This is a genomic window from Sphingomonas sp. ACRSK, from assembly GCF_022346685.1.
In the GTDB taxonomy this organism is placed as follows: Bacteria; Pseudomonadota; Alphaproteobacteria; order Sphingomonadales; family Sphingomonadaceae; genus Sphingomonas; species Sphingomonas molluscorum.
The window spans coordinates 26,191-47,874 of sequence record NZ_JAKRNR010000025.1; the positions used below are offsets into that span (position 1 = coordinate 26,191).

The window sequence follows — 21,684 nt, forward strand, 5'->3', positions numbered from 1 at the left end:
GGCATCTGCCCGGCGGCAAGCGAATGCGCGTCGGCGTGCCGCCCGGCGCGCGGCGAGGAGGGGGGCAGAAGCTGCGACATGGGGAGGAAAGGAGCGGGGCCGGCGCGGCTGCACCGGCCCCACGAAGCCTTTAGCGGTCGCGGCGGCCGAGCAGGCGCAGGCGCAGCGCGTTCAGCTTGATGAAGCCGGCGGCGTCGCGCTGGTCATAGGCGCCCTGGTCGTCCTCGAAGGTGACGACCTTTTCCGAATAGAGCGAATAGGGCGACTTGCGGCCGATGACGTGGACGCCGCCCTTGTAGAGCTTCAGCCGGACGGTGCCGGTGACCTTGGTCTGGCTGTGGTCGATCGCGGCCTGGAGCATCTCGCGCTCCGGCGAGAACCAGAAGCCGTTGTAGAGCAGCTCCGCATAACGCGGCATCAGCTCGTCCTTGAGGTGGGCGGCGCCGCGGTCGAGCGTGACCTGCTCGATCGCGCGGTGCGCGGCGTGCAGGATGGTACCGCCCGGGGTCTCGTACATGCCGCGGCTCTTCATGCCGACGAAGCGGTTCTCGACCAGGTCGAGACGGCCGATGCCGTGGGTGCGGCCGAGGTCGTTGAGCTTGGCGAGCAGGGTCGCGGGCGAAAGGCCCTCGCCGTTGATCGCCACCGCGTCGCCGCCCTCGAAATCGATGGTGATGATCTCGGGCTGGTCGGGCGCGTCCTCAGGGTTGACGGTGCGCGAGAAGACATAGTCCGGCACCTCTTCCCACGGATCCTCGAGCACCTTGCCCTCGGACGAGGTGTGGAGGAGGTTCGCATCGGTGGAGAAGGGGCTCTCGCCGCGCTTGTCCTTGGGGACCGGGATCTGGTTCTTCTCGGCGAAGTCGATCAGCGCGGTGCGGCTGGTGAGGTCCCATTCGCGCCAGGGTGCGATCACCTTGATGTCGGGCTGGAGCGCGTAATAGCCGAGCTCGAAGCGGACCTGGTCGTTGCCCTTGCCGGTCGCGCCGTGGCTGACGGCGTCGGCGCCGACCATCTTGGCGATCTCGATCTGGCGCTTGGCGATCAGCGGGCGCGCGATCGAAGTGCCGAGCAGGTACAGCCCCTCGTAGAGCGCGTTGGCGCGCATCATCGGGAAGACATAGTCCTTCACGAACTCTTCGCGCAGGTCGTCGATGAAGATGTGCTCGGGCTTCACGCCCATCAGCTCGGCCTTCTTGCGGGCGGGCTCGAGCTCCTCGCCCTGGCCGAGGTCGGCGGTGAAGGTCACCACCTCGCACTGATATTCGGTCTGCAGCCATTTCAGGATCACGCTCGTGTCGAGGCCGCCCGAATAGGCGAGCACCACGCGATTGATCTTGTCGGCCATCAGCTTGTTCTCCGAAATGCCCACACCGGGGCCCGCGTGCCGGTGGCAGGGCGGGCCGGCGCTTCTCACGCGGGCAGGTTGCGCGCGCGCTCTATGCCTCGCGCGGCGCTTCCGCAAGCGGTTGGCCGACGGATCGCACCAGCCGCGGGAGCGCGAGGCCGAGGCCGGCGGCGCGGTAGAGGTAGCTCGCGAGCAGCGCGACCCACATGCCGACCGCGCCCCACGGCCTCAGCAGCAGATCGGTGGCGAGGTAGAGCAGGGTGGCGGCGACGGCGGCGTTGCGCAGGCTCTTGCCGGCGGTGGCGCCGATGAACACGCCGTCGAGCAGCCAGGCGGGGGCGCCGACCAAGGGCACCAGCGCGGCGAAGGGCAGGAGCGCGATCGCGTGGGCGCGGACGTCCGGATTGTCGGTGACGGCGGCGATCAGCGGCACGCCGGCGACCTGGATCAGGAGCGCGAAGGCGGCGCCGGCGATGAGCGTGAACTCGCCCGTGAGGCGGGTGGCGCGCAGAAGCTCGCTGCGCGCGCCGCGGCCGATCGCCTCGCCGATCCGCGACTCGGCGGTGAAGGCGAAGCCGTCGAGCACGAAGGCGCAGACGGAGACGAACTGCATCAGCACGTGGTTGGCGGCGAGCGGGACTGCGCCCAGCCGCGCCCCCGCATTGGCGAACCAGCCGAACAGCACCAGCAGGGCGACGGTGCGGACCATGATGTCGGCGTTGACCGCGAACAGCCGGCGCAGCTTGTCGCGATCGAACAGCCGCGCGCGCAGGCCTGTGAGGGCGCCGGGGCCGAGGATGCGCAGCGCCAGGAAGATGCCCAGCAGCAGCGCGCTCCATTCGGCGCAGGCGGTGCCGAGGCCGACGCCCCGTGCGCCGAGACCCAGCCCCCAGACGAACCAGATGTCGAGCACGGCATTGACGAGGTTCATCGCGATCTGGAGCAGCAGCGCCGCGCGCGTGCGGCCGAGCCCGAGCAGCCAGCCGTTGAGCGCGAACACGCCCAGGCTGGCGGGCGCCCCCACGAAGCGGCCGCTGACATAGCCGCTCGCCGCCGCGTCGAGCGCGCCGCCGCCTGCCAGCAGCGCGAAGGCGAGCGGGACCAGCAGCAGCTGGAGCGCGAACAGCACGACGCCGAGCCCGAAGCCCAGGGCCAGGCCGCGCAGCAGCATGGCGCGGACCTCCTCCGTATCGCCGGCACCCTGGGCCTGGGCGGTCATGCCCGTCATGCCCATCCGCAGGAAGCCGAAGCTCCAGAACAGGAAGTTGATGACGGTGGTGCCGAGCGCCACGCCTGCGAGGGCGGCGGCGTCCCCGGTGCGGCCAATGACGACCGTGTCGACCATGCCGACCAACGGCACGGTGGTCTGGCCGAGCATGATCGGCCACGCCTGCTGGAAGATCGAGGCGCGGGTGAGCGGGGTGGGCGTGGTCATGGGGCTGCCGTGCTACGCTCGGGCGGTTGGGTGCAAGCGATGTGGAGGCACAGGCCGACGTTCTGCTCCTCTCCGTTTGTCTCGAGTAGGGATCGAGCTTGCCGAGAGCCCGTATCGAGAGAGGTGCGGCAACCGCTTTCTCGATACGCCGTCTCGACAAGCTCGACGGCTACTCGAAACAAGCGGGAAGGCTTGGGGGGGGCTTCGATACGGGGCTTCGACGAGCTCAGCCCCTACTCAGCACGAACGGGTGTGGGGATTGGCATCATTGCCTGGATCAGGCCTCCGCCACCTCGTGCAGGCGCCGTTCCTCTTCCAGCATATAGTCGCGGGTGAGTGGGAGGGCATCGCGGGAGCGGGCGAACTGGAGCTGGTAGTTGACCATGCCGCCATAGTCGAAGCTGACCTGCGAGCCGGCGAGATAGAAGGTCCACATGCGGAAGAAGCGCTCGTCGTAGAGGTCGACGATCGCCTGCCGGGCGGCGACGGCGCGGTCGTACCAGTGGGCGAGGGTGAAGCCATAGTGGCGGCGCAGCACCTCCACGTCGGTGAGGAACATCTTGTTCCCCTCATGCGCGCGGACGATCTCCGACAAGGCCGGGATGTAGCCGCCGGGGAAGATGTACTTGGCGGTGAAATGGTCGGTCACCCCCGGCCCGCCGGCGCGGCCGATGGTGTGGAGGAGCATCACGCCGTCGGGGGTGAGCAGCTCCCGGCACTTGGCGAAGAAGGTGCGGTACTGGGGCGGGCCGACATGCTCGAACATGCCGACCGAGACGATGCGATCGAACCGGCCCTGGACCGCGCGATAGTCGATCAGCTCGAAGCGGACCTTGTCGGCGACGCCCGCTTCCTCGGCGCGGCGGCGGGCGACCTTGAGCTGTTCCTCCGACAAAGTGATGCCCAGCACCTCCGCGCCGGTCTTGCGGTGGAGGTAGAGCGCCATGCCGCCCCAGCCGCAGCCGATGTCGAGCACGCGCATGCCCGGGCGCAGCGCGAGCTTGGCGGCGATGTGCGCCTTTTTGTCGACCTGCGCCTGTTCCAGGCTGATCGCGGGATCGGTGAAATAGGCGCAGCTGTACTGGCGGTCTACGTCGAGGAAGAGGTCGTAGAGCCGGTCGGACAGGTCGTAGTGATGGGCGACGTTGCGCTTCGACTGGCGCGCCTGGTTGTAGCGATCGAGCCGGTGGAGCACGGCGTTGGCGACGAGGCGCATGCCGCGCGCCTTGAGCTTGCTTTCGCCCGCTTCCCAGAGGTTGTTCTTCTTGAACAGGACCAGCAGGTCGCGGATGTCGCCCTGCTCGATCACCAGCCGCCCGTCCATGAAGGCTTCCGCCGCCCCGAGGCTCGGGTCCCGCACGATCAAGGCGAGCACCTTGCGATCGGTGAAGCGGATCGTGACGTCGGGGTAACCGGGGTCCGGCGTGCCGAAGCGGCCGGTACTCCCGTTGGCATGGTGGACGGTCAGCTGGCCCTTTTGAACGGCCCGCGCGAAGAACATGTCGATCAGTGCCATGGCGGCGAGGCTAATCGTTTCGGGGGCGGAAAGCTACCGCTCGGTCCGATTATACCTCCCGCTCAGTCGGCGAAGAGCAGTACGGGCGTTTCCAAGAGCTTCTTGAGTGCCTGGACGAAGCTCGCCGCATCCCAGCCATCGACCACGCGGTGGTCGCACGAGATCGACACGTTCATGAGCTTGGCGCGCCGGATGATGTCGCCGCCGCGGCCGTCATTCACGAACACGGGGCGCTCGACGATGCGGTTGGGCCCGACGATCGCGACCTCCGGCCGGTTGATGACCGGGGTGGTGGCGATGCCGCCCAGCGGCCCCAATGAGGTGACGGTGATGGTGCCGCCCGACAGCTCCTCCGATCGCGCCTTGCCGGTGCGGGCGGCCTCGGCCAGGCGCGTGATCTCGGCCGCGAGCTGCCAGACGTTCTTGTCCTGCGCATCGCGGAGGACGGGTACCATCAGGCCGGCATCGGTCTGCGTTGCCATGCCCATGTGCACGCGGCCGTGGCGGGTGACCACGCCGGCCTCGTCGTCATAGCGGGCGTTGAGCATCGGGAAGTCGGGAAGGGTGCGGCAGAGCGCGGCGATGAACAGCGGCAGCAGGGTGAGCTTGGGCCGGTCGCCGCGGTTGGCGTTCAAGTCGGCGCGCATGGCTTCGAGCGCGGTGACCTCGACTTCCTCGACATAGGTGAAGTGCGGGATGTGGCGCTTGGACGCGGCCATGTTGTCGGCGATGCGGCGGCGCATGCCGATGACCTTCACCGGCTGGTCGTCGCGCGCACGGCTGGCGTGGGGGGCGTGATAGCCCTGGGACTGGCCGTAGCGGAGGTGGGCGTCGAGATCCGAGTGGCGGACGCGGTCGGTTTCGGTGCGGACCTGGGACAGGTCGATGCCGAGGTCGCGGGCGCGGGCGCGGACTGCGGGCGAGGCGAGGATGGGGTGCTTGTGCCCTTGCCCCTCTTCGTACCCCGGCGAAGGCCGGGGCCCAGCATCGTTGGTCGTAGTGGCGGGTGCTGCGCTTTCCTCGCGGGCGTCTCCCGACTGGGCCCCGGCCTTCGCCGGGGTACGGGTGGGGAGCGTGGACGCGGCGCCGTCCGCCTCGGGCGGAGTGAGACAGGCCGGTGTGGCGTCCGTCGCGACTTCCACGCCGGGGTTTTCCGCGACGACGGTGTCGCTCTCGGTCTCCGCCTCGGTTTCGATCACCACCAGCGTCGAGCCGATCGGGATCGAGTCGCCGGGTTCGCCCGCGAGTTCGATCACGATGCCGGCGACGGGGCTTTCCATTTCGACCGTCGCCTTGTCGGTCATCATGTCGGCGATGCGCGCGTCTTCCTCGACGCGGTCGCCGATGGCCACGTGCCAGGCGACGATCTCCGCCTCGGATATGCCTTCGCCGATGTCGGGTAGGCGGAAGCTGAAGCGTGCCATCAGGTCCTCATCACTTTCTTGAGCGCTTCGCCGATGCGGACGGGGCCGGGGAAATAGGCCCATTCCAGGCTGTGCGGGTACGGCGTGTCGAAGCCGGTGACGCGTTCGATCGGCGCCTCCAGGTGGTAGAAACAGCGTTCCTGCACCAGCGCCGACAGCTCGGCGCCGAAGCCGGAGGTGCGGGTCGCCTCGTGCACGATCATGCAGCGGCCGGTCTTCTTCACCGACGCCTCGATCGCCTCGATATCGAGGGGGACGAGCGTGCGCAGGTCCAGGATCTCGGCATCGATGCCGGCTTCCTCGACCACGGCCTGGCAGACATGGACCATGGTGCCATAGGCGAGGATGGTGAGCGCCTCGCCCGGGCGGACCACCGCCGCCTTGCCGAGCGGCACGCGGTAATAGCCCGTGGGCACGACGGCGGCGGGATGCCCCGCCCAGCTTTTCGCCGGCCGGTCCCAATGGCCGTCGAATGGGCCGTTGTAGATGCGCTTGGGCTCGAAGAAGAGGACGGGATCGTTGTCCTCGATCGCGGCGATCAGCAGCCCCTTGGCATCATAGGGCGTCGACGGGATCACCGTCTTGATGCCCGACACGTGGGTGAAGATGCCCTCGGGGCTCTGGCTGTGCGTCTGGCCGCCGAAGATGCCGCCGCCGAACGGCGAGCGCACCGTCATGGGCGCAATGAACTCGCCGGCCGAGCGGTAGCGCAGGCGCGCCGCTTCCGACACGAGCTGGTCGAGGGCGGGATAGATGTAATCAGCGAACTGGATCTCCGGGACGGGCCTGAGGCCATAAGCGCCCATGCCGATCGCGACGCCGACGATGCCGGTTTCGGTGATCGGCGTGTCGAAGACGCGGGTCTTGCCGTATTTCTTCTGGAGACCGGCGGTCGCGCGGAACACGCCGCCGAAATAGCCGACGTCCTCACCCATCACGATCACGTCCGGATCGCGCGCCATCATGACGTCGAGCGCGGAGTTAATCGCCTGGATCATGTTCATGGGCGCGGTTTCGCCCGGAGCGGAGGTGTCCGCCATCACTGCTTCCTCGCTCACTTGCGCGCCCACGGCCGGCCGGAGGCGGCCTCCTCGGCGACCATCTGCGCCTGCTGCTCGCGCAGGTGCCAGGGCATCTCCTCGAACACGCCGTCGAACAGGCTGTCGAGCGGCTGGTGCAGGCCGTGGCCGAGCACGCCGTTCTTCTCGGCCTCCTTCTGCGCGGCGCGGACTTCCTCCGCGACCTCGCGGTCCATGTCGGCGTGGCGTTCGTCATCCCATTCGCCGATCGCGACGAGGTGCGCCTTCAGGCGGGCGATCGGGTCTCCCAAGGGCCAGGCGGTCGCTTCCTCGGCGGAGCGGTACTGCGAGGGATCGTCGGAGGTGGAGTGCCCCTCGGCGCGATAGGTGAAATGCTCGATCAGCGTCGGCCCCTGGTTGGTGCGGGCGCGCTCGGCCGCCCATTTGGTGGCGGCGTAGACCGCGAGCGCATCGTTGCCGTCGACCCGGAGCCCGGCGATGCCATAGCCGATTGCGCGCGCGGCAAAGGTCGTCGCCTCGGCGCCCGCGAACCCCGAGAAGCTGGAGATCGCCCACTGGTTGTTGACGACGTTGAAGATGACGGGCGCGCGATAGACGGCGGCAAAGGTGCAGGCGGAGTGGAAGTCGCCCTCCGCGGTCGAGCCCTCGCCGCACCAGGCGGCGGCGATGCGGGTGTCGCCCTTGGCCGCCGACGCCATCGCCCAGCCCACTGCCTGGGGATATTGGGTGGTGAGGTTGCCCGAGATCGAGAAGAAGCCGGTGTCGCGCGCCGAATACATGATCGGCAGCTGCTTGCCGTGAAGCTTGTCGCCGCTGTTCGAGTAGATCTGGTTCATCATCTCGACCAGCGGATAGTCGCGGGTGATGATGATCCCCTGCTGGCGATAGCTGGGGAAGCACATGTCCTCATAGTCGAGCGCCAGCGTGGCGGCGACGGCGACCGCCTCCTCGCCCGTGCACTTCATGTAGAAGCTGGTCTTGCCCTGGCGCTGGGCGCGGAACATGCGCTCGTCGAACGCGCGGGTGCGGGCCATCGAGCGCAGCATGCGGCGCAGCACCTCGGGCGCGAGCCGCGGGTTCCAGGCACCCACCGCCTGATTGTCCTCGTCCAGCACGCGCACCAGCGTGTAGGCGAGCTCGTGGAACTCGGCCGCAGGCGCGCTGGTGTCGGGGCGGCGGGCCGCGTCGGCGGGGGGGATGGCAACCTCCGCGAAATCGACGGGATCGCCGGGGCGGAAGCGGGGCTCCGGCACGTGCAGCGCCAGGGGCGGCAGATTGGGTCGCAGCGACTCTTCGCTCACTCGTCTCTCCTAGGCCTGCCGTCCGGGGCCGGAACCCCGCGCAGACTCGTTTCAAGCGAGTGTTATAAAATTTCAAAGGCCGGCGGAAGCCAGGATCGTCGCTGCGGTGCAGCGTCGCGGCGATCGGGTGGTTTCCGGCGGCAGGCGCAACCGCTTCGCTCGCGCTCGCGCTCGCGGCCGTGGCGGCCTATGGAACGGCATGGCCATGCTCTCGCCCCCCCTCCCGACGCGCGGCTTCGGCCTGGCGCTGATCCTGTTCGCCACCGCCTGCGACGGCGGGGGTACGGCGGCACCTGACAATGCGGCGACGGAGCCGGTGCCTGAAGCGGCGGCGACGGTCGCACCGGTGCCGACAGCCACCGCGCCCGTCGCCTCGCCGGAGCCGACAGCGACGGCCCTGCCGCAGAAGCCGCCGGCACTGGACATCACCGAGGCGGACGTCGAGGCGCAGCTTTCGCCTGCGTTGGAGGCGTGCCTGAACTCCGGCGATGCGGCCAAGGGCGTGTCGGTGGCGATGGGGGCGTGCGTGCGGGACGAACTGGCGGTGCAGGACGCGCGGCTGAACGCGGCCTACAAGTCGGCCATGGCAAAGCGCGGGCCGGCGGAGCAGGCGAAGCTGCGGGACGAGGAGCGGGCCTGGATCCAGCGCCGGGACGCCGAGTGCGAGGAGCAGCGGACCGGCGGGACGATCGACATGGTCGAGGTGCCCATGTGCCTGCTGCACGAGACGGTGCGGCGGCGGATCACGCTGCAGCCGATGGCGGGCTGATCGCGGTGCGCGCGCTGTCCAACCTGCTGTTCGTGCTCGCCGCCGGGATCGCGGCCCTGGCGTTCCTGGTCTCGAGCTTCGCGCGTTCGATGGCGTGCGGCTATGCACCCAACTCCACCGGGTGCCGGGCGGCCTGGCCCTGGGAGATGAACGGCGACGACCGGTGGTGGCTGTTCGAACTGCCGTTGTTGCTGGTGCTGGGGCTGGTGGCCGGCGCGGTCCTCTTGCGGCGCAAGTCGCGCTGACGCCTCAGCCTTCGGGAAAGGCGGCGCGCAGGGCGTCATATTGCTTGCGGCTGATCGACAGCATCGAGCCGTGGCGGGTGCCGGCGGGCATTTCGTAGCGGTTCCATTCGGGAACGCCGCTGTTGCCCGACACCTGGTACCACGGCCCCTGCAGCGTCGGCGCCATCGAAAGGCCGTAGCTGGTGCCGGCATATTGCTCGTAGAAGAGCAGCCAGTCCTTTTCGTCGGGCGAGCGGATCAGCGTCGGCGCCTCGCGGAAGTTCGGGCTGAGCGGGGCTCCCGGAAGCGGGTAGGGGCCGAGCAGGCTGGCGGCGCAGCTGATGCGGATCGTCTTGCCGGTGGTCCATTCGTAGGACGGGTAGCGTTCGTCCTTGATCACCGCGCAATAGCCGCCGCGGGGATCGGGCTGGAGGATGGTGTCGATGGTCGCCATGTCCCAGCTGAACAGGCGGCGGGGCCTGACCGCAAAGGTCTTGAGGTCCGGGGATTGGACGTAGAGCGTGCGCTGGCTGGCCCAATAGCGCTCCGGATCTTCGCGGTTGCCGTCCTCGTTGGGCGTGTGCCAGGTCAGCAGGAATTGGCGCGAGGGCTTGTCGAACATGAGCTTCGGCGCGCCGATCCGCTGCATGGCGTGCGGGTGGCCGGGAATGTTCTTGAGATCGGGACGGTAGGTACCGAACGGCGCCCACCGGACGAGATCGTCGGAGACCCAGAAGCGGATCAGCGGGTCCTCGTCGCTGTTGTTGCCGACCAGATAGTAGCGCCCGTCGGGGCCCTGAGCGATAGAGGCGTGGCCGTGATAATCGGCGGAGACGGGCTTGCCGCCGTTGAGGCGCGTCCAGTGGAAGCCGTCGAGGCTGACCGAGTAATAGAGGACGCCGTAGCGCTCCTTGGTCATGTGGGCGAAGAGATAGGCCTTGGCCGGATCGACATAGGGCGTGACGGGGCCGCCGGGTGCCACCTGCGCGGTCGCGGGCAGGGCTGCGGCAAGGGCGGCGAGCGCCGCGACGACACCGCGCTTCCAGAAGGTTCGCATGGCTCTCTCCCGATGATCTTTTGATCATACAAATAGGAGAGAGGCGGATTTGTCCAGCAGCCCCGGTCAGGGCAGCAGCGTCACCGACATGACGGCGCTGCGGGTGGCGCCCGGGGCGACGCGCATCATGCCGGGCTTGTCCCAGATCTCGCCGGTGAAGCCGACCGGATCGGCGATGCCGTGCCAGGGCTCTACGCAGACGAAGGCAGCGCCGGGCTTGGTCCAGATGCCGAGCATCGGCGTGTCGGGGAAGCCGATCTCCAGGGCAGGGCCTTCGCCGGCGTCGTAGCGCAGCGACTGGCTTTCGAGCTGCTGCCAGACGAGCGCATCCTCGGTGAAGAGGGCGTCGGAGAGGGGCAGCACGCGGTCCTGGAGCGGGCTCGGGCGTGGGGCGGGGGCGATCAGCCCGTCCTCGATCGACGCGAGGCTGGCGGGCTCGTGCTGGGCAAAGGTGATGCGGTGGGCGTCGCGCGGGCGGCCATAGGGGAGCGGCCAGGCGAAGGCGTGGTGGAAGCCGATGCTGGCCGGCAGGTCGCGGGTGTCGCGGTTGGTGACCGTGACGGTGGTGGTGAGCGTCGCGCCGTCGAGCGCATGGGTGACGTCGAGGGCAAAGGCGCGCGGGTAGACCGCGCGGCTCTCGGCATCGTCCTCAAGGCGGAAGCGGACGTGCGCCGCGCCCTGCTCTGCCAGCGTAAAGATGCGGCGGCGGGCGAAGCCGTGCTGGGGCAGGGCATAGTCGCGGCCGTCGAGCCGGTAGCGGTCGCCCGCCAGCCGGCCGACGATCGGAAAGAGGATCGGCGCGTGGCCCGTCCAGAAGGCGGGATCGGCGTCGGTCATCAGCTCGCGGCCCTGCGCATCGCGCAGCGACACGAGCTCGGCGCCGAGCGGGTCGATCGCCGCCGTGAGCGTGCCGTTGCCGATCTCCACCCGATCAGCCACGCAAACTGGCTCCCAGCTTGGCGGCGGCGGCGACGACCTTGTCGGCGACCCCCTTGATCTCCGCATCGGTGAAGCTTTTCTCGCCCGGCTGGAGCGTGACCTCGACCGCCAGCGACTTCATGCCCTCCTCGACCCCGGCGCCGGTGAAGACGTCGAACAGGCGGGCGTCGACGATCGTCGCCTTGTCGGCACCGCGTACGCTGCGCACCAGTGCATCGGCGCTGACGCTTGCGGGTACCAGGAAGGCGAAGTCGCGCGTCACCGCCTGCAACGCCGGCGGCGCATAGGCTGGGCGCATGAAGCCGGTGCCGCGCTTGCCCGGGAGCGCGTCCAGGAACAGCTCGACCGCGACCACTGGGCCGGACAGGTCGAACGCCTTGGCGAGCCGCGGATGGAGCGTCCCGAAGGCGGCGAGCACCGTCTTGGGCCCCAGCCGCAGCGTCGCTGACTGGCCGGGGTGATAGGCGTCCCCTGCACCATCCATGACCTGGAGGTTGGCGACCGGCGCACCGGCAGCTTCGAGGAGCGCGAGCGCTTCGGCCTTGGCATCGAACGCGTCGAAGGGCGCGGCCTTGCCGGCCTGCCAGCCGCGGCTGCGCTGCTCGCCGGCGAGGACGACGCCGAGCGTCAGGCGTTCGCCCTCGGCCAGGTAGCGGCGGCCGATCTCGAACAGGCGCACGCCGGTGGCGCCGCGCTTCAAGTTGCGGTTCGCGGCCGACAGCAGGCCCGGGAGCAGCGAGGGGCGCATGACCTTCATGTCCTCGCTGATCGGGTTGGCGAGGCTCCAGGCGCCGCCGCCGAACGGCGCGGCCGCATCCTCGGCGATGAAGCTCCAGGTGATCGCCTCGTTGAGACCGCGGGCAGCGGCCGAGCGGCGCAGGCGGCGCTCCAGCTTCTGCTCGGGCGTGGCGGTCGGGCGGGCGACGCCGGCGGGGCGCGGCAGCGGCGTCGAGGGGACGTTGTCGATGCCCTCGATGCGGATCACTTCCTCGACCAGGTCGGCCGGGCCGTCGATGTCGCGGCGCCAGCTCGGCACCACCACGTTCCATTCGAGATCGACCACGAAGCCGAGGCGTTCGAGGATCTCCTGCTGCCGCTCGGGCGCGACCGCGAGGCCGCCCAGGGTTTCGGCGAGGTTCGGATTGTAGGCGACGAGGCGCGGGTCGACAGGCGGCTCGCCGGCGCGGGTGACTTCGCTGGGGGTGCCGCCGCACAGGGCGAGCACCAGGCGGGTGGCGATCGCGAGGCCTTCGTCGAGGAAGGCGGGATCGACGCCGCGCTCGAAGCGCTGGCGCGCGTCGGAGGTGAGCGCGAGCTTCTGGCCGGTGCGCGCGATCGTCTCCGGCGTGAAATAGGCGCATTCGATCAGCACGTCGGTGGTCGTTTCCGACACGCCCGAATGCTCGCCGCCCATGATGCCGCCGATGTCGTGCACGGTCGTGTCGTCGGCGATCACGGTCTCGCCACCGGCGAGGGCGTAGGTCTTGCCGTTGAGCGCCAGCACCTGCTCGCCGGCCGCAGCATGTCGAGCGACCAGCCCGCCCTGGAGCTTGGCGCGGTCGTAGACGTGCAGCGGGCGGCCGAGGCCGAGCATGACGAAGTTGGTGATGTCGACCAGCGCCGAGATCGGCTTCTGGCCGACCGCGGTCAGGCGGCGCTGCAGCCAGTCGGGCGAGGGGCCGTTGGTGACGCCGGAAACGGTCTGGGCGAAAAAGGCAGGGCAGCCCTCCGGGTCCTGGGTGGACACGTCGGGGCCGGCGCCCTGCGGCACGATCGCGGGCAGGTCGCCGAGCACCGCGTCGAGCGGACGCAGCGTGCCGAGGCCGGCGGCGGCGAGGTCACGCGCGATGCCCCGCACGCCCATGCAATCCTGGCGGTTGGGGGTGATCGCGACGTCGATGACGGGATCGTCGAGGCCGGCATAGTCGGCAAAGGTCGTGCCGACCGGCGCGTCGGCCGGCAGCTCGATGATGCCGTCGTGGTCCTCGCCGAGTTCCAGCTCGCGGGTGGAGCACATCATGCCGTTGGATTCGACGCCGCGGATCGCGGCGACGCGCAGCTCCATGCCGTTGGCGGGGACGACCGCACCGGGCATGCCGAACACGCCAACCAGGCCGGCGCGCGCGTTGGGGGCGCCGCACACCACCTGGAGCGGGCCGTCGCCGGCGTCGACCGACAGCACCTGGAGCTTGTCGGCCTGCGGATGGCGCTCGGCGGTGAGGACGCGGGCGACGCGGAAGCCATTGAGGCGCGCGGCCGGGTTCTCGACGCCCTCGACCTCCAGCCCGATGCGGGTCAGGCCGTCGAGGATCGCGTCGAGCGAGGCGTCGGTGTCGAGGTGCTCGCGCAGCCAGGAAAGGGTGAACTTCATGCGCCCACTCCCCCCGACAGCGTGGGCACGTCAAGCGCCGAGAAGCCGTAGTGCTTGAGCCAGCGCAGGTCGCCGTCGAAGAAGGCGCGCAGGTCGTCCATGCCGTATTTCAGCATCGCGAGCCGATCGACGCCGGTGCCGAAGGCGAAGCCCTGATATTCGTCCGGGTCAAGGCCGCAGGCGGCGATCACCTTGGGGTGGACCATGCCGGAGCCCAGCACTTCCATCCAGCCTTCTGAGCCGCCGACGACGCGCTTGCCCTTCTGCATCGTGTAGCCGATGTCGACCTCCGCCGAAGGCTCGGTGAAGGGGAAGTAGCTCGGGCGCAGGCGCAGCACGATGTCCTCGCGCTCGAAGAACGCCTTGAGGAAGGTCTCCAGCGTCCATTTGAGGTGGGCGAGCGTGATGCCCTTGTCGATCACCAGCCCTTCGATCTGGTGGAACATCGGCGTGTGGGTGGCGTCGCTGTCCGAGCGATATACGCGGCCGGGCGCGATGATGCGGATCGGCGGCTTCTGCGACAGCATGGTGCGGATCTGCACGGGCGAGGTGTGGGTGCGCAGCACCATCGGCCGCTCATGCTCGCCGGCGAGGTAGAAGGTGTCGTGCATCGCGCGCGCCGGATGCGTCTCCGGGATGTTGAGCGCGGTGAAATTGTGCCAGTCGTCCTCGATCTCCGGACCGGTCGCGACCGCGAACCCCAGGTCGGCGAAGATCTCGGCGAGCTCGTCCATCACCTGGCTGACCGGGTGGACGCTGCCGGGGGCGGTGCGATCGACCGGAAGGGTCATGTCGAGCGTCTCGGAAGCGAGCCGGGCGTCGAGCGCCGCCTGCTCCAGCGCCGCCTTGCGGGTGGCGATCGCCTCGGTCACCGACTCGCGCAGCGCATGGATGCGGGGGCCTTCGACCTGGCGCTGCTCGGGCGTCATGCCGCCGAGCGTCTTCAAGAGGCCGGTCACGGCGCCCTGCTTGCCGAGCGCATGGACGCGCACTGCGTCGAGCGCGTCGAGCCCGGCGGCCGCGTCGATCGCCGCCAGGAGGTCGGCTCGCAATTGTTCGAGATCGGGGGTCATTGGAATTCCGTTCGCAAGATTGGGAGGTCCGAACCTTAGTCGGCGGCTCAGGTCAAGCCGTTCCGGGGTCCGTCACGCGCGAGCGGCGAGCAGAAGGCCGCCGAAGCCGATGAACAGCGACCCCGTTGCGCGGTTGAAGAGCCGCTGGCGGCGCGGTGGCGCGAGCCAGCGCGCGAGCGAGCGGCCGCCGAGCGCATAGGCGGTGTACCAGCCGCCCTCGATCACCACGAACGTCGCAACCAGGATCGCCAGCTGAAGCCAGAAGGGGCGGCTGGGGTCGAGGAACTGCGGGAACAGCGCGGCGGCGAAGACGATGAGCTTCGGGTTGGAGAGGCCGGTGCCGAGTCCCGCCGCATAGAGCGCGCCGGGACGGCTGCGGGTGAAGCCCTCCGCCTTGGGAGCATCCGAGACCGGGGCCCGCCAAGCCTTGATCCCGAGCCATATCAGATAGGCGGCACCGGCGAAGCGCAGCGCACCGTAGAGCCGGGGCGACGCCTGGAGCAGCGCACCAAGTCCCATTGCCGAGGCGAGCAGGCACAGCAGGTTGGCGCTCATCAGCCCGGCCATGGAGAAGACCGCGCGGCGCGGGCCGTGGTGGATGCTCTGCACCATGACGTGCAGCATGTTCGGGCCGGGGGTGCCCGCGATCAGGAACACGGCGGTGACGTAGAGCCACCAGAGGTGCATCGCCATTCGTGCCTCCTCACTTGCCCTGGCCACTGAATGGCCAAGGGCGAAAACGAAAAGGGCGCCGGTGTTGCCACCGACGCCCCATGTTCGCGTAACGCTGCAGGTCGCTTAGGCGGCCTGGGGCAGCGCCGCCTTCGCCTGAGCGACGATGGCGGTAAATGCCTCACCTTCGTGCATCGCGATGTCCGCCAGGACCTTACGGTCCAGCTGGATGCCGGCGAGCTTCAGGCCGTGCATGAACTGCGAATAGGTCAGGCCCTCGGCCCGGACGCCGGCGTTGATGCGCTGGATCCAGAGGCCGCGGAAGGTCCGCTTCTTAACCTTGCGGTCGCGATAGGCGTACTGGCCGGCCTTTTCGACGGCCTGACGGGCGATGCGGATCGTGTTCTTGCGACGGCCATAATAGCCCTTCGCCTGATCCAGAATACGCTTGTGCTTGGTGCGGGTCGTGGTGCCGCGCTTGATACGTGCCATGTGTCAGACCTCCTTAGCGCAGACCGTAGGGCGCCCACGCCTTGACGTGTGCGACGTCGGCGTCGGCGAGCACCGAGGTGCCGCGGTTCTGGCGGATGTACTTGGCATTGTGGCTGATCAGGCGGTGGCGCTTGCCGGCCACACCGTGCTTCACCTTGCCGGTGGCGGTGAACTTGAAGCGCTTCTTCACGCCGCTCTTGGTCTTGAGCTTGGGCATTTTTTTCTCCTTGTGTGTCACGACCCAGCAGATCGCCGCGGCAGCCCTTTTGGCCGGGCGATCCCTCGAGACGGGCTCGAAGAGTCGTGGAAAGACGGCGCGCTTAGCGCAACGGCGGTGCATGCGCAACCGCAGCGGGCGGTGCGCGGGAACTCGTTACGCCGGCGGCGAGTTTTTGGCCGCATGGCTGATCGCGAACTGCCCCCTGTCGCGGACGATGTGCCGCCGCCGCCCGCCGAAACTCCGGCGGCGCCGCCGCGACGCGGGCGGCCGCGCTGGCTCACCATCCTGCTGCGGGTGGTGCTCGGCATCTTCATCGCACTGTTCCTGGTGTGGGCGATCCTGTTCATCACCAAGGGCCGGTTCCTGAAGGGCACGTTCGAGAAGATCGCGTCGAGCTCTGCCGAGCGGCAGGTGCGGGTCGCGGGCGATTTCCAGTTGTATTTCAACCCGATCAACCTGAAGTTCCTGGCCGAAGGGCTGACCGTGTCCAATCCCGAGTGGGCGGGCGGCGGCAATTTCCTGGAAGCGCGGAAGTTCGACAGCCAGATCGCGACCTTCACCTTCCTGTTCGGCCAGCGGCGGATCAACTGGCTGGGGCTGGACGGGGCGCGCGTCGACCTGGCCTGGGACGCCGACCACCGCCGCAACAGCTGGACCTTCGGTGACCCCAACGCCAAGGGCGAGCCGTTCGACATGCCGGTGATCCGCCAGGCAGCGGTGAGCAACTCGGGGCTGCGCTACAGCGATCCGTCGATGCGGATCCTCGCCAACGTCCGCTTCCGCACCGTGGAGGCGCGCGACAGCAAGGTCGCGAACGCCGTGCGGTTCGACGGAGATGGGCGTGCGCGTGGCATTCCGTTCACGCTGACCGGCGCGCTCCTGTCGCCGAACGCGGCGCTGGCGGGTGGGCAGACCCAGCTGGCGCTGATCGTGCGGGCGGTCGATGCGGTGGGCACCGTCACCGGCACGCTGCCCGAGCCGACGGTGATCGAGGGATCGGACCTGAAGGTCGACCTGCGCGGCCGCAACCTGGCGAACCTGTTCGAGGTGTTCGGGCTGACCGTGCCCGACACGCGGCGCTACCATCTCGCCTCCGCGCTCACCAAGCGGAGCGAGGAGTGGCGCTTCACGGGGCTGCGCGGCACGTTCGGAGACAGTGACCTCAGCGGCGCGTTCAGCGTGTTCCAGCGCGAGCCGCGCATGTACTTGACCGCCGACCTCGCCACCCGTCGGCTGGACATGATCGATGTCGCGCCCTTCATCGGCTACAATCCCGACCGGCTGGACAAGCAGGGCAAGGCGGGCACGGTGACGCGGGTGGGCGGCACGCCGCGGCTGCTGCCGGACACGCCCCTCAACGTCGACGCGCTCAAGAACTTCGACGCCAAGGTCAACTGGACGGTGCGGCAGGTGCGGTCGGAGAACGTGCCGATCTCCAACATCAAGCTGGGGCTGTCGCTCGACGACAGGCTGCTGAAACTCTCGCCACTCAACTTCACCATGGCGCGCGGCACGGTGCTGTCGGACATCAGCATCAACGCGCGCCGGGCGCCGGTCTTCACCGACTATGACATCCGCCTGACGCCGACGCCGATGGGCCGGCTGCTCGCGGGCTTCGGCGTGGCGGAGGCGGGCACCAGCGGCACGATTTCGGCGCGCGTGAAGATGACGGGCAGCGGCAACAGCGTGCACGACTCGCTGGCGAGCTCCAACGGGCGCATCGCCTTCATCATGCCCAAGGGCAGCTTCTGGACGCGCAACATCCAGCTGTCGGAAATCGACGTCGGCACGTTCATCCAGAAGATGTTCGAGGACAAGCTGAAGGAGCCGGTGCAGATCAACTGCGGGCTGATCGGCTTCACCGTGCGCAACGGCGTCGCGGCGGCCGACCCGATCCTGATCGACACGCAGAAGAACGTCATGCTCGGCCGTGGCGGCTTCAGCTTCAAGACCGAGGCGATCGACCTGGCGTTCCGGGCGGACTCCAAGAAGTTCTCGCTGTTCGCGGGCCAGTCGCCGGTCGGGATCAACGGCTATTTCGCGGAGCCGGGCTTCGACGTGATCAGCCCGGAGCTGGTCGGGCGCGCGGGCATCGGCCTGGGCCTGGCGGCAGTGGCGACGCCGATCGGCGGGCTGCTCGCCTTTGTCGACGTGGGCGATGCCAAATCGGCCGCGTGCGGGCCCATCCTCGCCGGCGCCACCGCCAAGGCGCAGCGCACCACCAAGGGCAAGCCGCGCGACGACGTCGGGGCGGGCACCACGTCGAAGGACGAGGACGGCAAGGCCTCGGGCGAGGAGAAGAAGAAGCAGCGCAAGAAGTTCCTGGGGATCTTCTGAAGCTGGCCGGGGCTGCTCTTCTCCTCCGCTTGACAGCTGGGCTTCACTGCCACGAGAACATGCGAAGAGATCGGATCCTCTTTGAGGACGTTTCTCGAGCGTGACATCGAAAGGCGCGGTTCTCATGAAAAAGCCGCAACCGGCGCAGGCTGTGCTGCTGGGTTTCCTGATCGTCGGGCTGGTCGCGTTTCTGTTCGCGTCGGGGTACGGCATCGGCAGGAACATCGCCACACGGGAGCAGGCGGCCGGGGCAGGCGCCCGCTAAGCCGGCAAGAGGCGCCAGCGGACGGCGAGTCCGGATCGACGCGGTGCAGGGCCTTTGACCTTGCGCATGAACCTGCGCCATCAAGCGGGAATGGCTTCTTCTCCGCTTTCCCTGTCGCGACGGACGCTTGTCGCCGCCGCCGCCGCTGCTGCGGCGTTTCCGACCCGGCTTCTGGCGCAGCAAAGCCGCAGGGTGCTTGCCGGCACCTATGTGCAGGAGGGCGGCGCCGGGTTCGTGCCGCTGGAGCCGTCGAACGGCGGCTGGACGCCGGGCCGTGCCTTTGCGGAAATCGCCAATGCCTCGTTCGGCGTACGGAGCGAGGCCCGCGGCCTGCGCTATCTGGTGGATGAGCAGGCCCAGGGGGCGCTCGGCATCTATGGGCGCGACTTCCGGCGGCTGGCGCGGGTGTCGACGCTGGGCGCCGATCCTTGCCATGTCGCGCTGAGCCCGGACGGTCGTGTGCTGGCGGTGGCGAATTATTCGAGCGGGAGCTTGGCCGTCTGGAAGCTCGACCCCGCGACCGGGCTGCCGATCGACGAGGCGGCGCGCATCGTTCATGCGGGCAGCGGCCCGAACCGGGAGCGGCAGGCCGGCGCCCATGCCCATTGGGTCGGCTTTGCGCCGGGAGCGCCGCTGCTGCATTCGGTGGACCTGGGCGCCGACGCGGTCTTTGCCCACCACCTCGATCCGCGATCGGGCGCGCTGGCGAAGACGACGATCGCCTATCGTGCCGAACCAGGATCGGGGCCCCGCCACCTGGCGCGGCATCCGCGGCTGCCGGTCGCGTATCTGGTGGCGGAGCTCGCCAACACGGTGACGATCCTCGGCGCGGAAGGGGACGGGAGCTTTCGTCGGCGCGGCGTGGTGTCGACGCTGCCGGCGGGGTTCGCCGGGTCTTCGGCGGCGGGGCACATCGCGCTCAACCGCAGGGGGGGCCGACTCTATGTCTCCAATCGCGGGCACAACAGCATCGCGGTGTTCGCCGTCGCCCGGGACGGCGGGCTGACGCTGCTCCAGCATGTCGGGTGCGGCGGAGACTGGCCGCGGATGTTCCTGCTGCTGGAAGAGCGGGACGAGATGCTGGTGGCGAACCAGCGTTCCGGCACGGTGGCGAGCCTGCGGGTCGGGAGCGACGGGAGGTTGCGGGCGGCGGCATCCCAGGGCGTTCCGGTGCCGGGTGTTGCGTATCTGACGGTCTGAGGGGAAGCTCACCGGAGTTTGGAGCCGGCGCGCAGTTGTTTCCAGCGCGCGCCCGACTCTCGCGAAGCACGCAACCGATTTCCGACCCTTCTATCCCTGCGCATGCGGGGCGCAGCAGAACAACAGCGGACTGCGTCTGAAACCCTGGGCTCCTGCCTGCGCAGGAGCACGGGAAGGGTTGGGGAGGCGTCGCCGCCTCCCCTCCAGCTTTAGCCCAGCAGCGCCTCGGCCTGGTCGAGCGTTTCCTTGAAGCTCTGGACGAGCTGGCGGTACGGCTCGGGGCTCGTCATATCGAGGCCGGCGCGCTTGAGGATGTCGATCGGATAGTCCGATCCGCCCGCCTTCAGCACCGTCAGATAGCGGTCGCGCTCCGCCGCGCCGCCGGTCAGCACCGAGCGGGCGAAATACTCCGCCGCGGTGATCGAGGTGGCGTACTGGTAGACGTAGAAGTTGGAATAGAAGTGGGGGATGTACGCCCACTCGATCGCATAGGCCGGATCGATCGCGACCTTGGGGCCGTGGTAGCGCTTGAGCAGGTCGAGGTAGAGCGCGGTGAAGCGCGCGCCCGACACGCCCTCGCCCTTTTCGGCCAGCTCGTGCGCCTCCAGCTCGAACTCGGCGAACATCGCCTGGCGGAAGAAGGTGCCGCGGATGCTCTCCATGCGCTGGCCGAGGTAGAAGAGCTTCTCCTCGCGGGTCTTGGCGCGCTTGAGCATCATGTCGACCAGCAGCGCCTCGTTCGCGGTCGACGCGATCTCCGCGAGGAAGATCGGATAGTCGGCCATGTCATAGGGCTGGGCGCGGTTGGAGAGCAGCGAGTGAATCGCATGGCCCCATTCGTGCGCATAGGTCGACAGCCCCTCGTAGTTCTCGCCGAGGTTGAGCAGCAGATAGGGGTGCACGTCGTAGGCGCCCGGGTTCATGTACGCGCCCGAGCGCTTGCCGGTGCGCGGGAAGGGATCCATCCAGCGGGCCGCGGTACCCTCGGCGATCAGCTTGGCGTATTCGGGCCCTAGCGGCTTGGTCGCCTCCAGCGTCAGCGTGCGCATGTCCGACAGGGTGAAGCGGCGGTCGAGCGACACCAGCGGCGGGTAGATGTCGTAGTACGCCATGTCCGGCAGCTTGAGCATGCGGCGGCGCAGCTCGAAATAGCGGTGGAGCTGCGGCAGGCCGGCGTTGGTCTCCTGCACCAGCGTGCGGTAGACGCCCTCCGGGATGTTGCCGCCCGACACCGCGGCTGCCAGCGAGCTCGGGTATTTGCGGGCGCGGACGTTGAAGATGTCGCCCTTGATCTTGGCGACATAGGCCGAGCCGAGCGAGCTTTCGAACGCGCCGTAGCTCTTCCAGAAGGCGTCGAACACCTGCTTGCGATCGGCGCGGTTGGGCGCGTCACGGTTGAGCGAATAGCCCTGGTCGTCGAGCCGCACGGACTTGCCGGTCGAAAGCTGGACGGTCGGGCGCGGCATGTCGGAAGAACGCAGCTGCTCGGCGGTCTCGCCCGGACCCGACAGCGCGGCGCCGGCGCTGGCGAGCAGCGCCTCGCCCTCGGGGCTGAGCGTGTGCTCGGCCTGACGCAGGACGTTCTTGAGCACCATGGCGAAGCGGGTGCGCAGCGTGGTGTTCTGGGCGGTGAACGCCTCGATCTTCGGGCGGCCGAGCGCGATCAGCTCGGGGCCGGTCCAGGCGGTCGCCTCGCCGAGTGCCACCCACAGGTCGGTCGCCTGGGCGCGGCGTTCCTGGTTGGCGGCGACGCGCACGTCCTCGTCCGCCTTGAGGCTGATGTAGGTGTAGATGCGCGACACGGTGCGGCCGACGTCGGACTGGGCGGAGAGCGCCTGGGCGAGCACGTCGGCGCTTTCGCCGAGCCGGCCCTTCCATTGCGCCAAAGCCTTGGCCTCGGCGAGCGCCTTCACGCGGGCGGCGTCCCAGGCGGCATCGGTCGGGTAGAGCTCGGTCAGGTCCCAGGCGGCGGTGGTGCTGCCGGGCGCGGGGGCGGCGGGC

19 protein-coding genes are annotated in these 21,684 nt (G+C 69.0%); 5 read left to right on the forward strand and 14 right to left on the reverse strand.

Annotated features, from left to right (window positions below; translation table 11 throughout):
• Positions 1-130: 130 nt before the first annotated feature.
• The 6 genes from MHZ35_RS13575 to MHZ35_RS13600 all read right to left on the reverse strand — a co-directional run bounded on the left by MHZ35_RS13575 (position 131) and on the right by MHZ35_RS13600 (position 8,064).
• Complete coding sequence (locus MHZ35_RS13575) at positions 131-1,348, reverse strand: argininosuccinate synthase (protein WP_239436137.1); 1,218 nt, start codon at positions 1,346-1,348, stop codon at positions 131-133.
• A gap of 91 nt (positions 1,349-1,439) precedes the next feature.
• On the reverse strand, positions 1,440-2,783 hold the full coding sequence (locus tag MHZ35_RS13580) for an MATE family efflux transporter (protein ID WP_239436138.1): 1,344 nt from the start codon (positions 2,781-2,783) through the stop codon (positions 1,440-1,442).
• Between the two features lie 277 nt (positions 2,784-3,060).
• Positions 3,061-4,299 carry a class I SAM-dependent methyltransferase gene (locus MHZ35_RS13585; RefSeq protein ID WP_239436139.1) on the reverse strand — a complete coding sequence of 413 codons (1,239 nt, stop codon included), beginning with the start codon at positions 4,297-4,299 and terminating at the stop codon, positions 3,061-3,063.
• Between the two features lie 62 nt (positions 4,300-4,361).
• Positions 4,362-5,723 carry a dihydrolipoamide acetyltransferase family protein gene (locus MHZ35_RS13590; protein ID WP_239436140.1) on the reverse strand — a complete coding sequence of 454 codons (1,362 nt, stop codon included), beginning with the start codon at positions 5,721-5,723 and terminating at the stop codon, positions 4,362-4,364.
• A complete protein-coding gene (locus MHZ35_RS13595; RefSeq protein WP_239436153.1) occupies positions 5,723-6,727 on the reverse strand; it encodes an alpha-ketoacid dehydrogenase subunit beta in 1,005 nt (334 codons plus the stop codon). The genes MHZ35_RS13590 and MHZ35_RS13595 overlap by 1 nt, the downstream gene beginning before the upstream one ends.
• A 50-nt stretch (positions 6,728-6,777) precedes the next feature.
• Positions 6,778-8,064, reverse strand: a complete 1,287-nt coding sequence (locus MHZ35_RS13600) for a thiamine pyrophosphate-dependent enzyme (protein ID WP_239436141.1) — start codon at positions 8,062-8,064, stop codon at positions 6,778-6,780.
• A 199-nt stretch (positions 8,065-8,263) separates the two neighbouring features.
• Here MHZ35_RS13600 and MHZ35_RS13605 point away from each other — a divergent pair, with 199 nt between their 5' ends.
• Entirely contained in the window at positions 8,264-8,833 is a 570-nt protein-coding gene (locus MHZ35_RS13605) for a lysozyme inhibitor LprI family protein (protein ID WP_239436142.1), read from the forward strand.
• 5 nt (positions 8,834-8,838) lie between these two features.
• Positions 8,839-9,078, forward strand: coding sequence for a hypothetical protein (locus tag MHZ35_RS13610; protein WP_239436143.1), 240 nt, complete (start codon positions 8,839-8,841; stop codon positions 9,076-9,078).
• 4 nt (positions 9,079-9,082) lie between these two features.
• Here MHZ35_RS13610 and MHZ35_RS13615 read toward each other — a convergent pair whose 3' ends face one another.
• The 7 genes from MHZ35_RS13615 to rpmI form a co-directional block, all read right to left on the reverse strand.
• Positions 9,083-10,114: a glycosyl hydrolase family 43 gene (locus MHZ35_RS13615; RefSeq protein WP_239436144.1), complete on the reverse strand. Its 1,032-nt coding sequence runs from the start codon at positions 10,112-10,114 to the stop codon at positions 9,083-9,085.
• 66 nt (positions 10,115-10,180) lie between these two features.
• The gene (locus MHZ35_RS13620; protein ID WP_239436145.1) at positions 10,181-11,053 is read right to left on the reverse strand and encodes an aldose 1-epimerase family protein; all 873 of its coding nucleotides are present in this window, start codon (positions 11,051-11,053) and stop codon (positions 10,181-10,183) included.
• A complete protein-coding gene (gene pheT / locus MHZ35_RS13625; protein WP_239436146.1) occupies positions 11,046-13,424 on the reverse strand; it encodes a phenylalanine--tRNA ligase subunit beta in 2,379 nt (792 codons plus the stop codon). Before pheT ends, MHZ35_RS13620 begins: the two co-directional genes overlap by 8 nt.
• Complete coding sequence (gene pheS, locus MHZ35_RS13630) at positions 13,421-14,497, reverse strand: phenylalanine--tRNA ligase subunit alpha (RefSeq protein WP_239436147.1); 1,077 nt, start codon at positions 14,495-14,497, stop codon at positions 13,421-13,423. Before pheS ends, pheT begins: the two co-directional genes overlap by 4 nt.
• A 72-nt stretch (positions 14,498-14,569) precedes the next feature.
• The gene (locus MHZ35_RS13635; protein ID WP_239436148.1) at positions 14,570-15,190 is read right to left on the reverse strand and encodes a LysE family translocator; all 621 of its coding nucleotides are present in this window, start codon (positions 15,188-15,190) and stop codon (positions 14,570-14,572) included.
• A gap of 105 nt (positions 15,191-15,295) precedes the next feature.
• Entirely contained in the window at positions 15,296-15,661 is a 366-nt protein-coding gene (gene rplT / locus MHZ35_RS13640) for a 50S ribosomal protein L20 (RefSeq protein ID WP_125961809.1), read from the reverse strand.
• Positions 15,662-15,674: 13 nt separating this feature from the next.
• Positions 15,675-15,878 carry a 50S ribosomal protein L35 gene (gene rpmI / locus MHZ35_RS13645; RefSeq protein WP_125961808.1) on the reverse strand — a complete coding sequence of 68 codons (204 nt, stop codon included), beginning with the start codon at positions 15,876-15,878 and terminating at the stop codon, positions 15,675-15,677.
• A 183-nt stretch (positions 15,879-16,061) separates the two neighbouring features.
• Here rpmI and MHZ35_RS13650 point away from each other — a divergent pair, with 183 nt between their 5' ends.
• The 3 genes from MHZ35_RS13650 to MHZ35_RS13660 all read left to right on the forward strand — a co-directional run bounded on the left by MHZ35_RS13650 (position 16,062) and on the right by MHZ35_RS13660 (position 19,683).
• Entirely contained in the window at positions 16,062-18,218 is a 2,157-nt protein-coding gene (locus MHZ35_RS13650; RefSeq protein ID WP_239436149.1) for an AsmA family protein, read from the forward strand.
• 124 nt (positions 18,219-18,342) lie between these two features.
• Entirely contained in the window at positions 18,343-18,483 is a 141-nt protein-coding gene (locus MHZ35_RS13655) for a hypothetical protein (RefSeq protein ID WP_165889971.1), read from the forward strand.
• 90 nt (positions 18,484-18,573) lie between these two features.
• Complete coding sequence (locus MHZ35_RS13660) at positions 18,574-19,683, forward strand: lactonase family protein (protein ID WP_239436150.1); 1,110 nt, start codon at positions 18,574-18,576, stop codon at positions 19,681-19,683.
• Between the two features lie 209 nt (positions 19,684-19,892).
• On the opposite strand, the gene MHZ35_RS13665 is transcribed toward MHZ35_RS13660, so the two are convergent.
• Positions 19,893-21,684 (reverse strand): M3 family oligoendopeptidase (locus MHZ35_RS13665; protein ID WP_239436151.1); only part of this gene is annotated, 1,792 nt, incomplete at its 5' end.

Coding starts and splice junctions, on each gene's coding strand:
- MHZ35_RS13575 (WP_239436137.1), bottom strand. CDS start 1,348: ATGGCCGACAAGATCAATCGCGTGGTGCTCGCCTATTCGGGCGGCCTC.
- MHZ35_RS13580 (WP_239436138.1), bottom strand. CDS start 2,783: ATGACCACGCCCACCCCGCTCACCCGCGCCTCGATCTTCCAGCAGGCG.
- MHZ35_RS13585 (WP_239436139.1), bottom strand. CDS start 4,299: ATGGCACTGATCGACATGTTCTTCGCGCGGGCCGTTCAAAAGGGCCAG.
- MHZ35_RS13590 (WP_239436140.1), bottom strand. CDS start 5,723: ATGGCACGCTTCAGCTTCCGCCTACCCGACATCGGCGAAGGCATATCC.
- MHZ35_RS13595 (WP_239436153.1), bottom strand. CDS start 6,727: ATGAACATGATCCAGGCGATTAACTCCGCGCTCGACGTCATGATGGCG.
- MHZ35_RS13605 (WP_239436142.1), top strand. CDS start 8,264: ATGGCCATGCTCTCGCCCCCCCTCCCGACGCGCGGCTTCGGCCTGGCG.
- MHZ35_RS13615 (WP_239436144.1), bottom strand. CDS start 10,114: ATGCGAACCTTCTGGAAGCGCGGTGTCGTCGCGGCGCTCGCCGCCCTT.
- pheT (WP_239436146.1), bottom strand. CDS start 13,424: ATGAAGTTCACCCTTTCCTGGCTGCGCGAGCACCTCGACACCGACGCC.
- pheS (WP_239436147.1), bottom strand. CDS start 14,497: ATGACCCCCGATCTCGAACAATTGCGAGCCGACCTCCTGGCGGCGATC.
- MHZ35_RS13635 (WP_239436148.1), bottom strand. CDS start 15,190: ATGGCGATGCACCTCTGGTGGCTCTACGTCACCGCCGTGTTCCTGATC.
- rplT (WP_125961809.1), bottom strand. CDS start 15,661: ATGGCACGTATCAAGCGCGGCACCACGACCCGCACCAAGCACAAGCGT.
- rpmI (WP_125961808.1), bottom strand. CDS start 15,878: ATGCCCAAGCTCAAGACCAAGAGCGGCGTGAAGAAGCGCTTCAAGTTC.
- MHZ35_RS13650 (WP_239436149.1), top strand. CDS start 16,062: ATGGCTGATCGCGAACTGCCCCCTGTCGCGGACGATGTGCCGCCGCCG.
- MHZ35_RS13655 (WP_165889971.1), top strand. CDS start 18,343: ATGAAAAAGCCGCAACCGGCGCAGGCTGTGCTGCTGGGTTTCCTGATC.
- MHZ35_RS13660 (WP_239436150.1), top strand. CDS start 18,574: ATGGCTTCTTCTCCGCTTTCCCTGTCGCGACGGACGCTTGTCGCCGCC.